Origin of the sequence: Pseudomonas sp. BF-R-24 (genome assembly GCF_019947335.1) — a bacterium.
GTDB classification, from domain to species: Bacteria; Pseudomonadota; Gammaproteobacteria; order Pseudomonadales; family Pseudomonadaceae; genus Aquipseudomonas; species Aquipseudomonas jessenii.
This window is the reverse complement of sequence record NZ_JAGYGG010000011.1, coordinates 121,394-133,575: the sequence shown is the minus strand read 5'-3', so window position 1 is coordinate 133,575 and position 12,182 is coordinate 121,394. Positions and strand designations below refer to the sequence as shown.

Below are 12,182 nucleotides of genomic sequence, written 5' to 3'. Positions count from 1 at the left end.
ATTTGTGCAAGGTGATGGATATGAGTCGGTCCAATATTGATCTGCCCGCCAGACTCTTGTTGAATCTTGCCTCGTGGCGCAATGCTGCGACCTGGCGCATCGCCTTCTCCGGCGGCCTCGACTCCACTGTCCTGCTGCACCTTCTGGCAACACTCTCCCAAACCGAATCCCTGCCGGCGCTCAACGCCATCCATGTGCATCACGGCCTTCAAGCCGTAGCCGATGCGTGGCCGGAACATTGTCGTGCCGTGTGCGCTGCGCTGGGCGTGCCGCTGCAAGTGGTTCGCGTGCAGGTGCAACCGGGTGCCAGCCTTGAACGTGCAGCCCGGGATGCGCGGTATCACGCCTTCACTGAAGCCCTTCAGGCCAACGAAGTGCTGCTGACGGCCCAGCACCGCGATGATCAGGCGGAAACGCTGCTGTTTCGCTTGTTGCGCGGAGCGGGCGTGCGCGGATTGTCCGGGATGCCGCGTCAGCGCCCTTTGGGCAAGGGGCATTTGCTGCGGCCAATGCTTGATGTCACGCGGGCTGAGTTGGAGGCTTATGCCAGTGCGCATGGCTTGAGCTGGGTCGAAGATCCCTCGAACCAGGATCGGCAGTACTCGCGCAATTACCTTAGGCATCAAGTCTTGCCCGTGCTGATCCAGCGCTGGCCGCAAGCGGTGGCGACCATGGCCCGCAGCGCGACGCATTTGAGTGAGGCGCAGGGACTGCTCGAAGAACTGGCGGACATGGATTTGCGTGAGGCCAGCTCTGCCAGTGAGTTTGCCTGGCTGGGCTTGCGCTCGCTTGAGCTGGCGCCGCTTGCGCAATTGTCTGATGCCCGGCAGCGCAACGCCTTGAGTCATTGGCTCGAACCGCTGACCCGCTTGCCGGACACTGACCATTGGTCGGGTTGGGAGGATTTGCGCGATGCCACCGGCGATGCCTGCCCGGTGTGGCGGCTGGCCGATGGCGAACTGCATCGGGCGGGCGGACGGATCTGGTGGCTGTCCGGCCACTGGCTGAGGCCTCTGCCCGGCGCCGGGGTGTGGCTGGATCCGGCTTCACCGCTGGCTATCCCGGGCAACGGCGTGCTTTCGCTGACCGGGCAAATCCCCGATGGCCCGCTGCATATCCGCTATCGTGAAGGGGGAGAGGTCATGGCATTGTCAGGCCGCGGCCATAGGGACCTGAAACGTTTGCTCAATGAAAGTGCTGTACCGTCCTTCGTACGCGGCAGATTGCCGCTGCTCTACAAAGACGGGCAACTGCTGGCGGTAGCGAACCTCAAGGGGCTCGATGGTGGTGCACTCGGCGACTGGCATTTGCATTGGCAGCCACTGAACGAAGATCAAGGTTTGAGCTGAAAGGGGCTTTCCGGTAGACTACGCTCCCTTCTTGATACAACTTCTGTGGATTCGCCTGAATTGCAGGAGTTGCCGATTACCAAGCAGTCTTTGCTGGGCGATTCCAAAAAATGTGTAGCGAGCAACGAACCGGTGTTTCATTTTCCGGTCTGTCCCAACGCGGCGGTTTTTTCGAAAGGTGCACTGTGATTAATGCAGGTGATCGGGGGCTTCGGCCTTCCTTCGCTTTCCCCGGCGGCTCGGACCGCTTTAACGCAGACTTCTAGGGTTTTTCATGACGCGCTACATATTCGTCACGGGCGGTGTTGTTTCTTCATTGGGGAAAGGCATTGCATCGGCATCATTGGCGGCCATCCTGGAGGCGCGGGGACTTAAGGTCACCATGCTGAAGCTGGACCCGTACATCAACGTCGACCCGGGCACGATGAGCCCGTTCCAGCACGGTGAAGTGTTCGTCACTCACGACGGCGCCGAGACCGACCTGGACCTGGGTCACTACGAGCGGTTCATCCGCACGACCATGACCCAGAACAACAACTTCACCACGGGCCGTGTCTACGAACACGTCCTGCGCAAGGAGCGCCGTGGTGACTACCTGGGTGCAACCATCCAGGTGATCCCGCACATCACCGACGAAATCAAGCGCCGCATCATCAAGGGTGCCGGCGACGCTGACGTGGCAATGGTCGAAATCGGTGGCACCGTGGGTGACATCGAGTCGCAACCGTTCCTCGAGGCGATCCGCCAACTGCGTTTCGAAGTCGGCGCCAAGCGCGCGATGCTGATGCACCTGACACTGGTGCCGTACATCGCCACTGCCGGCGAAACCAAGACCAAGCCGACCCAGCACTCGGTGAAGGAACTGCGTTCCATCGGCCTGCAACCAGACGTGCTGGTCTGCCGCTCCGACCACCCGATCGATGTGTCGTCGCGTCGCAAGATCGCGCAGTTCACCAATGTCGAAGAACGTGCGGTAATCGCGCTGGAAGACGCCGATACCATCTACAAGATCCCGGGCATCCTGCACTCCCAGGGCCTGGACGATTTCGTCGTCGAGCGTTTCGGCCTGCAATGCGGCGGTGCCGATCTGTCCGAGTGGGAAGCCGTGGTCGACGCCAAGCTCAACCCTGAGCACGAAGTCACCATCGCCATGGTCGGCAAGTACATGGAGCTGCTGGACGCCTACAAGTCGCTGATCGAAGCGATGAGTCACGCGGGCATCAGCAACCGTACCAAGGTCAACCTGCGCTACATCGATTCCGAAGACATCGAGAACCAGGGCACCGCGCTGCTCGAAGGCGTCGATGCCATCCTGGTACCGGGCGGCTTCGGTCTGCGTGGCGTTGAAGGCAAGATCACTGCCGTTCAATACGCTCGCGAAAACAAGGTTCCGTACCTGGGTATCTGCCTGGGCATGCAAGTGGCCGTTATCGAGTTCGCACGTAACGTGATGGGCTGGAAAGACGCCAACTCCACCGAGTTCGATCGTGCAAGCGGTCACCCGGTCGTGGGCCTGATCACCGAGTGGGAAGATGCCACCGGCGCCGTCGAAACCCGTACCGAAACCTCCGATCTGGGCGGCACCATGCGCCTGGGCGCGCAGGATTGCCTGCTGGAGCCGGGTTCCCTGGTCCACGGTTGCTACGGCAAGGACGTGATTGTCGAGCGTCATCGTCATCGCTACGAAGTGAACAACAACCTGCTGCCGCAAATCATGGAAGCCGGTTTGAAAATCTCCGGTCGTTCCGGTGATGGCGCACTGGTTGAAGTGGTTGAAGCTCCGGATCACCCATGGTTCGTCGCTTGCCAGTTCCACCCTGAGTTCACCTCGACGCCACGCGACGGTCACCCGCTGTTCAGCGGTTTCGTCAAGGCCGCGTTGGCTCAACACCAGAAGAAGGCGTAACCCCGATGGCACAGAAGATCATCCGCGTCGGCGACATCGAGATTGCCAACGACAAGCCCATGGTGCTGTTCGGCGGCATGAACGTGCTGGAAAGCCGTGACATGGCCATGCAGGTTTGCGAAGAGTATGTGAAGGTCACCGAAAAGCTCGGTATCCCTTACGTGTTCAAGGCCAGTTTCGACAAGGCCAACCGGTCTTCTGTGACCTCCTATCGTGGTCCTGGCCTGGAAGAAGGCATGCGCATCTTCCAGGACATCAAGCAAGCCTTCGGCGTGCCGATCATCACCGACATCCACGAGCCTGACCAGGCCGCGGTCGTCGCTGAAGTCTGCGACATCATCCAGTTGCCGGCATTCCTGTCGCGCCAGACCGACCTCGTGGTCGCGATGGCCAAAACGGGCGCCGTGATCAACATCAAGAAAGCCCAGTTCCTCGCCCCCCAGGAAATGAAACACATCCTGAACAAGTGCGTGGAAGCGGGTAACGATCAGTTGATCCTCTGCGAGCGCGGTTCGAGCTTCGGTTACAACAACCTGGTCGTCGACATGCTCGGCTTCGGCATCATGAAGCAGTTCGAATACCCGGTGTTCTTCGACGTGACCCACGCGCTGCAAATGCCGGGCGGTCGTGCTGATTCCGCTGGTGGTCGTCGCGCCCAGGTCCTGGATCTGGCGAAAGCCGGCATGAGCCAGTCTCTGGCCGGCCTGTTCCTGGAAGCCCACCCGGATCCGGACAACGCCAAATGCGACGGCCCTTGCGCCTTGCGTCTGGACAAACTGGAGCCATTCCTGGCCCAGCTCAAAGCCCTGGACGAACTGGTGAAGAGTTTTCCGACGGTAGAAACCGCGTAATCCTCAATTCTCCGGTAAAGTACCGCACGATTTAACGCTCAGGCCCTCGGGCCTGAGCCTTGTCGTCTGCAAGACTGCCCGCTGCACCTCACTTGCCGACGATCAAAGATTTCCTACAGCTGCGTCGTTTTCGTCAACTTTGGAGTGTTTACAACAATGGCTAAAATCGTCGACATCAAAGGTCGTGAAGTTCTCGACTCCCGTGGCAATCCCACCGTGGAAGCGGACGTGCTTCTCGACAACGGCATCATCGGCAGTGCCTGCGCGCCGTCCGGTGCTTCCACTGGCTCGCGTGAAGCGCTCGAGCTGCGCGATGGCGACAAGAGCCGTTACCTGGGCAAGGGCGTTCTGAAGGCCGTAGCCAACATCAACGGTCCGATCCGCGACCTGTTGAAAGGCATGGACCCAAGCGACCAGAAAGCGCTCGATCTGGCAATGATCAAGCTCGACGGTACTGAAAACAAAGGTTCCCTGGGCGCCAACGCGATCCTCGCCGTTTCCCTGGCCGCGGCCAAGGCAGCAGCACAGGACCAGGACCTGCCGCTGTACGCTCACATCGCCAACCTGAACGGCACCCCGGGTGTCTACTCGATGCCGGTTCCGATGATGAACATCATCAACGGCGGCGAGCACGCCGATAACAACGTCGACATCCAGGAATTCATGGTTCAGCCGGTTGGCGCCAAGTCTTTCTCGGAAGGTCTGCGCATGGGCACCGAGATTTTCCACCACCTCAAAGCCGTGCTGAAGGCCCGTGGCCTGAGCACTGCCGTCGGTGACGAAGGTGGTTTCGCGCCGAACCTGGCCTCCAACGAAGACGCTTTGAAAGTGATCTCCGAAGCCGTGGCCAACGCCGGTTACAAGCTGGGCACCGACGTGACCCTGGCCCTGGACTGCGCAGCCAGCGAATTCTACGAAGACGGCAAGTACAACCTGTCCGGCGAAGGCCAGGTGTTCACCGCCGAAGGTTTCGCTGACTACCTCAAAGGCCTGACCGAGCGTTACCCGATCATCTCCATCGAAGATGGCCTGGACGAGTCCGACTGGGCTGGCTGGAAGATCCTCACCGACAAGATCGGCGAGAAGACTCAGCTGGTAGGCGACGACCTGTTCGTTACCAACACCAAGATCCTGAAAGAAGGCATCGACAAGAAGATCGCCAACTCGATCCTGATCAAGTTCAACCAGATCGGCACCCTGACCGAAACCCTGGAAGCCATCCAGATGGCCAAGGCCGCCGGTTACACCGCAGTGATCTCGCACCGCTCCGGCGAAACCGAAGACTCGACCATTGCCGACCTGGCCGTGGGCACCTCGGCTGGCCAGATCAAGACCGGCTCCCTGTGCCGTTCCGACCGCGTTTCCAAGTACAACCAACTGCTGCGTATCGAAGAGCAGTTGAACGGCAAAGCCAAGTACAACGGTCGCAGCGAGTTCCGCGGTTAAGCGGAAATCGATAAAAAGACACCGGATTGTGTCGAAAAAATCGCTACAGCGACGTTTTTGCCACTAATCTGATGCCTTATATGCACAAGCCTGGTTCTTCCAGGCTTCGTGCTATCAGAAGCTTCACGTTTGGCATGGCTGTCTTTTTTCACTGGATACCTGATATTCGATGCGCAGTCCCAATTGGTTGTTCCTCATCCTGCTTTTGTTGCTGGCTGGCCTGCAGTACCGCCTGTGGGTGGGAAATGGCAGTCTGGCGCAAGTGGCCGAGTTGACTCAGCAGATTGCGGATCAGCAGGCTGAGAACCAGGCATTGCTGGAACGCAACCGGGTGATGGACGCCGAGGTCAGTGAGTTGAAAAAGGGCATGGAGACCGTCGAAGAGCGGGCTCGCCATGAGTTGGGTATGGTCAAGGACGGTGAAACCCTTTACCAGTTGGCCCAATGATTAATTCGTTACCGGCCTTCTGGGCCGTGATTCCTGCCGCGGGCGTCGGTGCCCGTATGGCCGCGGACCGTCCCAAGCAGTATCTGCAACTGGGCGGGCGCACTATTCTCGAACACAGCCTTGGCTGTTTCCTTGACCATCCTTGCCTGAAAGGTTTGGTGGTCAGTGTTGCTGTGGACGATCCTTATTGGCCGAACCTGGCGTGTGCCAGTGATCCGCGTATTGCCCGGGTCGAGGGCGGCGCCGAACGTTCCGGGTCGGTGCTCAACGCCTTGCTGTACTTGCATGCACAGGGCGCTGATGATGAGGATTGGGTACTGGTTCACGATGCCGCACGGCCGAACCTCAGCCGTGACGATCTGGACAGATTGCTGGCTGAACTGGCTGACGATCCTGTCGGCGGGCTGCTGGCGGTTCCGGCGCGGGATACGCTCAAGCGGGTCGACAAGCACGGTCGTGTGGTCGAAACCGTGGATCGCAGTGTGATCTGGCAGGCCTACACGCCGCAGATGTTCCGCCTTGGGGCGTTGCATCGGGCTTTGGCGGACAGTCTGGTGGCTGACGCGGTGATCACCGACGAGGCGTCGGCCATGGAGTGGGCGGGGCTGGCGCCACGCTTGATTGAAGGTCGAGCTGACAACCTCAAAGTCACTCGGCCGGAGGATCTGGAATGGTTGAGGCAGCGTTGGGCTAACCGCCGCTAGAGGGTTTTGGGGGCAACTGCTGGACTGCGTCGCGTCTTTCGCGAGCAAGCCCGCTCCCACATTTGATCGGCGTTACCCGCAATACTAGTGAACAACCCTAATCCCCTGTGGGAGCGGGCTTGCTCGCGAAAGCGGTGGTCCAGGCAGCTGACATCTCGCTGACACACCAACAAAACACTAGCACTGGTACTCCGGCCGTTCGGCCAACCCTTCCTTCAAATAATCCACCAACTTGCGCACCTTCGGCGACAGATGCCGCTGCTGCGGATACAGCGCCCAAACCGCTGTGTTCGGTGGTTGATGCGCCTCCAGCAGCGAAATCAGCGCACCACTCTTCAGATGCTCCAGCACGTAATAGTCCGGCAACTGACACAGCCCCACGCCTTGTAGCGCCGCGTCCAACACCGCTTGCCCACTGTTGCAGCGCCAGTTTCCCTGCACCCGTTGCGAATATTCCCGCCCGTTCTGTTCCAGCTGCCATAGGTCCGAACTGCCGATGAGGCAGTTGTGGCGGCTCAGTTCCGACAAACTGTGTGGGCGACCGTACCGTTCAAGGTAGGACGGAGAGGCACAGAGAAACATGCGTCGTGGCGCGAGGCGGGTGGCGACCAGCCGTGAATCCTGCAAGCGCCCGAGGCGAATCGCCAGGTCGAGGCCTTCGTGCACCAGGTCAAGCTGGCGATTGCTCAGTTCGATGTCGATCCGCAGTTGCGGATACAGCCCCATGAAGCGGGTCACCAGCGGCACGATGAAGCGCTCGCCGTAAGCCACGGCGCAGGTCATGCGCAGCATGCCCTTGGGTTCGCTGGTCAGGTCGCCCACCGCGCGCAACGCCTCTTCGCGGCCATCCTGCAAGCGCTGGCAATGTTGCAGGAAGGTTTGCCCGGCCTCTGTCAGCGTGACCCGGCGGGTGCTGCGGTAGAGCAGGCGGGTTTGCAGGCGCTCTTCGAGGCGTACGATTTGTCGACTGATATGGGAGGAAGAAACCCCCAGGCGTTGCGCGGCAGCGGTGAACTGGCTGCATTCGGCAACGGCGACAAACTCGTCGATCCCTTCCCAGCGATTTTCGGACATCAATGATTATCCCTGTGTGGCAATAATATTTTGCATTTGCATCGATTATTCATCGTTGAGCCATGTATTACACTCCTTGTCTCGTTTTAATTCACTGGAGAATCACCATGATCAAGTCGCGCGCCGCCGTTGCCTTCGAGGCCAAGAAGCCCCTCGAAATCGTTGAAGTCGATGTCGCCATGCCCAAGGCCGGCGAAGTCTTGCTGCGCGTGGTGGCCTCCGGTGTTTGCCATACCGATGCCTACACACTGTCCGGCGCTGATCCGGAAGGCATCTTCCCGTCGATCCTCGGCCATGAAGGTGGTGCGATCGTGGAAGCGATCGGCGAGGGCGTGACCTCCGTTGCAGTCGGTGATCATGTGATCCCGCTGTACACCCCGGAATGCCGTCAGTGCAAATTCTGCCTGTCGGGAAAAACCAACCTCTGCCAGGCGATTCGCGCGACCCAGGGCAAAGGCTTGATGCCCGACGGTACTTCGCGTTTTTCCTACAAGGGCGAAACGATTTTCCACTACATGGGCACTTCCACGTTCTCCGAGTACACCGTGCTTCCGGAGATTTCCGTTGCGAAAATCGCCAAGGAAGCGCCACTGGAAAAAGTCTGCCTGCTGGGCTGCGGTGTCACCACCGGTATCGGTGCAGTGCTCAACACCGCCAAGGTGAAACCGGGTGATACGGTCGCCATTTTCGGTCTTGGCGGCATCGGTCTGTCGGCTGTTATCGGCGCCGTAAAAGCCAAGGCTGCCCGCATCATCGCCATCGACATCAACCCGGCGAAATTCGAGATCGCCAAGCAGTTGGGTGCTACCGATTGCGTGAACCCGAAAGACTTCGATCGCCCGATCCAGGAAGTCATCGTCGACATGACCGATGGCGGCGTGGATTTCTCCTTCGAGTGCATCGGTAACGTGCAACTGATGCGCGCCGCACTGGAGTGCTGCCACAAGGGTTGGGGCGAGTCGGTCATCATCGGCGTTGCCGGTGCCGGCCAGGAAATCTCGACCCGTCCGTTCCAGTTGGTCACCGGTCGCGTCTGGCGCGGTTCGGCGTTCGGCGGCGTGCGTGGCCGTACCGAGTTGCCAAGCTATGTGGAAATGGCCGAAACCGGTGAGATTCCGCTGGATACCTTCATCACCCACACCATGGGCCTGGAAGATATCAACAAGGCGTTTGACCTGATGCACGAAGGGAAAAGCATTCGCTCCGTCATCCATTTCTGAGGTCCGCCATGAGCCTGGAAAACATCTCCTGCCAGAAAAGCTTCGGCGGCTGGCACAAACGCTATCGCCATCGCTCGGAAGTGCTCGGCTGCGACATGGTGTTCGCCGTCTACCTGCCACCGCAAGCGGAGCAGGGCGGCAAGCTGCCGGTGTTGTACTGGTTGTCCGGCCTGACCTGCACCGACGAGAACTTCATGCAGAAGGCCGGCGCCATGCGCATGGCCGCGGAGCTTGGGCTGATCATCGTCGCACCGGACACCAGCCCTCGCGGTCCTGAAGTGCCGGGCGATCCGGATGGCGCCTGGGATTTTGGCCTCGGCGCCGGGTTTTACCTGAATGCCACCCAGGAACCGTGGTCGCGGCACTATCGGATGCATGACTATGTCGTGCAGGAATTGCCGACATTGGTCGAAGCCCATTTTCCGGCGTCGGACAGACGCGGTATCAGTGGCCATTCCATGGGCGGCCACGGTGCGCTGGTCTGCGCCTTGCGCAATCCGGGGCGCTATCTGTCGGTGTCGGCATTCTCGCCAATCAACAACCCGATGGATTGCCCGTGGGGGCAGAAAGCCTTTTCCCGCTATCTGGGAGAGGACCGTTCGAAATGGCGCGAATGGGATGCCTGCGCGTTGATTGCCGAGGCCGATGAGCAGCTGCCGCTGTTGGTCGACCAGGGTGATCGCGACGACTTCCTCGCCAACCAGCTCAAGCCGGAAGCCTTGCAGCAGGCGGCCAAACTGGCCGGTCACCCGCTGACGTTGCGCCTGCAACCGGGCTATGACCACAGCTATTTCTTCATTGCCAGTTTCATCGATGAGCACTTGCGGCATCACGCGCATGCTCTGGTTGGCTAATGCAGGTAGAATCACGCCCTGACAAAAATCGGGGCGTTTTTTTATGCGTATTGGCCACGGCTATGATGTGCACCGTTTCGCTGAAGGCGATTTCCTCACTCTGGGCGGTGTGCGCATTGCACACAGCTTCGGGCTGCTCGCCCACTCTGACGGTGACGTCCTCTTGCACGCCTTGAGCGATGCCTTGCTCGGCGCCGCGGCGCTGGGCGACATCGGCAAGCATTTCCCGGATACCGACCCGCAATTCAAGGGCGCCGACAGCCGTGCGCTGTTGCGTCACGTCGTCGCACTGGTCCATGCCAAAGGCTGGAAAGTCGGCAACGTCGATAACACCATCGTCGCCCAGGCGCCGAAAATGGCGCCGCATATCGAATCGATGCGCGCGCTGATTGCTGCGGATCTTCAAGTAGAGTTGGATCAAGTGAACGTGAAAGCTACCACCACCGAAAAGCTCGGCTTTGTCGGTCGCGAAGAAGGCATTGCCGTGCACTCCGTTGCCTTGTTGCTGCGCGCATGAACGAACTGCAATTGCTCGGCCCGCGGGCTTACGGTGAGGCCCTCGGCACGGCGGTCCTGAAAGCGATCGCCGAAGATTTCCAGGTCGACGAAGTCCTCGACATTCCCCTCAGCGGCGAGGGCGAACACCTGTGGATCTGGGTGGAAAAGCGTGGTCTGAATACTGAGGAAGCGGCGCGACGGATTGCCAAGGTTGCCGGCGTGCCATTGCGCACCGTCAGTTATGCCGGGCTCAAGGACCGTCAGGCGTTGACTCGCCAGTGGTTCAGCGTGCAATTGCCGGGCAAGGCCGACCCTGATCTGTCGGCTGCGGAAAACGATACGCTGAAGATCCTCAAGACCGCCCGCCACAAGCGCAAACTGCAACGCGGTGCCCACTCGGCCAACGGCTTCACTTTGCGCCTCACCCAGTTCGCTGGCGACAAGGCCGCTATCGAAGAACGCCTGCAACTGATCGTTAAGCACGGCATCCCTAACTATTTCGGCGCACAGCGTTTCGGCCATGACGGCGGCAACGTCGTCGATGCTCGCACCTGGGCCGCGCGCAAGGCCTTGCCGGAGCAGCGTAACGTGCGCTCGCGTCTGCTCTCGACCGCCCGCAGTTTTCTGTTCAACCAAGTGTTGGCCGCACGTGTCGCCGATGGTACCTGGCAGCGTGCCCAGGTCGGTGACCTGCTGGCGTTCACCGACAGCCGCAGCTTTTTCCCGGCAGGCGAAGCCGAGTGCAGCGACCCGCGCCTGGCGATTCTCGATCTGCACCCGACCGGCCCGCAGTGGGGCGAAGGTGACTCGCCGGCCACGGGCGTTGTCCATGAACTGGAGCAGGCAATCGCCGCGCGCGAAGCAGACCTTCGCGATTGGTTGATTAACGCCGGTATGAGCCACGAACGTCGCATCCTGCGGCTGCCCATTGGCGGGTTGACGTGGCATTATCCCGAGCCTGACATTCTGCAACTGGAATTCGTCCTGCCGGCCGGATGCTTCGCCACCGTATTGGTGCGCGAGCTTGTTGATCTGGTGCCGGTGGGGCAGACGGACAGCCCATGCGTATTCTGATTTCTAACGACGATGGGGTAACAGCACCCGGTCTCGCCGCGCTTTATGCTGCGCTGGCGGATTACACCGAGTGCGTGGTTATCGCCCCGGACCAGGACAAGAGCGGCGCCAGCAGTTCGCTGACGCTCGACCGTCCGTTGCACCCGCAAACCCTGGCCAACGGCTTTATCAGCCTCAACGGCACGCCAACCGATTGTGTGCACCTGGGCCTCAACGGCCTGCTGGAGCGCGAAGCGGACATGGTGGTTTCCGGTATCAACCTGGGTGCGAACCTGGGGGACGATGTCCTGTATTCCGGCACGGTGGCGGCGGCCCTCGAGGGGCGTTTCCTGAATCACCCCTCGTTTGCCTTTTCGCTGGTCTCACGCCAGGTAGAGAACCTTCCCACAGCTGCCCATTTCGCGCGCAAACTGGTTGAAGCCCATGCTGACCTGGATCTGCCACCGCGTACGGTACTGAACGTGAACATTCCCAATTTGCCGCTGGACCGCATCCGCGGTATCCAGCTGACCCGCCTGGGCCATCGCGCCCGAGCCGCGGCACCGATGAAAGTGGTGGATCCGCGGGGCAAGTCCGGTTACTGGATCGCGGCGGCCGGGGATGCCGAAGATGGCGGCCCGGGTACCGATTTCCATGCAGTGATGCAGGGTTATGTTTCGATCACGCCGCTGCAGCTGGATCGCACCTTCAATGATGCCTTCAGAAGTCTGGACGGCTGGCTGGAGGGGCTGCGCTGATGGGTCGCGAACAAGACGATA

The 12,182-nt window shown here is 60.3% G+C and carries 12 protein-coding genes; 11 read left to right on the top strand and 1 reads right to left on the bottom strand.

Annotated elements, in window-relative coordinates; all coding sequences use genetic code 11:
• Positions 1 to 20 precede the first annotated feature (20 nt).
• From tilS to ispD, 6 genes are all read left to right on the top strand, one after another.
• Entirely contained in the window at positions 21 to 1,349 is a 1,329-nt protein-coding gene (gene tilS, locus KGA98_RS11735; protein ID WP_223502384.1) for a tRNA lysidine(34) synthetase TilS, read from the top strand.
• Positions 1,350 to 1,623: 274 nt separating this feature from the next.
• Positions 1,624 to 3,255, top strand: a complete 1,632-nt coding sequence (locus tag KGA98_RS11730) for a CTP synthase (RefSeq protein WP_057716161.1) — start codon at positions 1,624 to 1,626, stop codon at positions 3,253 to 3,255.
• Between the two features lie 5 nt (positions 3,256 to 3,260).
• On the top strand, positions 3,261 to 4,106 hold the full coding sequence (gene kdsA / locus KGA98_RS11725) for a 3-deoxy-8-phosphooctulonate synthase (protein ID WP_223502383.1): 846 nt from the start codon (positions 3,261 to 3,263) through the stop codon (positions 4,104 to 4,106).
• A 156-nt stretch (positions 4,107 to 4,262) separates the two neighbouring features.
• A complete protein-coding gene (gene eno, locus KGA98_RS11720; RefSeq protein ID WP_056720952.1) occupies positions 4,263 to 5,552 on the top strand; it encodes a phosphopyruvate hydratase in 1,290 nt (429 codons plus the stop codon).
• Between the two features lie 169 nt (positions 5,553 to 5,721).
• Positions 5,722 to 6,000 carry a cell division protein FtsB gene (ftsB, locus tag KGA98_RS11715; protein WP_007970710.1) on the top strand — a complete coding sequence of 93 codons (279 nt, stop codon included), beginning with the start codon at positions 5,722 to 5,724 and terminating at the stop codon, positions 5,998 to 6,000.
• Positions 5,997 to 6,704: a 2-C-methyl-D-erythritol 4-phosphate cytidylyltransferase gene (gene ispD, locus KGA98_RS11710; RefSeq protein ID WP_223502382.1), complete on the top strand. Its 708-nt coding sequence runs from the start codon at positions 5,997 to 5,999 to the stop codon at positions 6,702 to 6,704. Before ftsB ends, ispD begins: the two co-directional genes overlap by 4 nt.
• Before the next feature lie 177 nt (positions 6,705 to 6,881).
• Here ispD and KGA98_RS11705 read toward each other — a convergent pair whose 3' ends face one another.
• The gene (locus KGA98_RS11705) at positions 6,882 to 7,778 is read right to left on the bottom strand and encodes a LysR substrate-binding domain-containing protein (protein ID WP_218543484.1); all 897 of its coding nucleotides are present in this window, start codon (positions 7,776 to 7,778) and stop codon (positions 6,882 to 6,884) included.
• A gap of 107 nt (positions 7,779 to 7,885) precedes the next feature.
• Between KGA98_RS11705 and KGA98_RS11700 the strand changes: the two genes are divergently transcribed.
• From KGA98_RS11700 to surE, 5 genes are read left to right on the top strand one after another with little or no spacing between them, the layout of a single operon-like run.
• Positions 7,886 to 8,998 carry an S-(hydroxymethyl)glutathione dehydrogenase/class III alcohol dehydrogenase gene (locus tag KGA98_RS11700; RefSeq protein WP_015093777.1) on the top strand — a complete coding sequence of 371 codons (1,113 nt, stop codon included), beginning with the start codon at positions 7,886 to 7,888 and terminating at the stop codon, positions 8,996 to 8,998.
• Positions 8,999 to 9,006: 8 nt separating this feature from the next.
• The gene (fghA, locus tag KGA98_RS11695; RefSeq protein ID WP_154861809.1) at positions 9,007 to 9,852 is read left to right on the top strand and encodes an S-formylglutathione hydrolase; all 846 of its coding nucleotides are present in this window, start codon (positions 9,007 to 9,009) and stop codon (positions 9,850 to 9,852) included.
• Positions 9,853 to 9,895: 43 nt separating this feature from the next.
• Complete coding sequence (ispF, locus tag KGA98_RS11690) at positions 9,896 to 10,369, top strand: 2-C-methyl-D-erythritol 2,4-cyclodiphosphate synthase (protein WP_223502381.1); 474 nt, start codon at positions 9,896 to 9,898, stop codon at positions 10,367 to 10,369.
• The gene (gene truD / locus KGA98_RS11685; RefSeq protein ID WP_223502380.1) at positions 10,366 to 11,424 is read left to right on the top strand and encodes a tRNA pseudouridine(13) synthase TruD; all 1,059 of its coding nucleotides are present in this window, start codon (positions 10,366 to 10,368) and stop codon (positions 11,422 to 11,424) included. Before ispF ends, truD begins: the two co-directional genes overlap by 4 nt.
• Entirely contained in the window at positions 11,412 to 12,161 is a 750-nt protein-coding gene (gene surE / locus KGA98_RS11680; RefSeq protein WP_057716156.1) for a 5'/3'-nucleotidase SurE, read from the top strand. The genes truD and surE overlap by 13 nt, the downstream gene beginning before the upstream one ends.
• Positions 12,162 to 12,182: the final 21 nt, after the last annotated feature.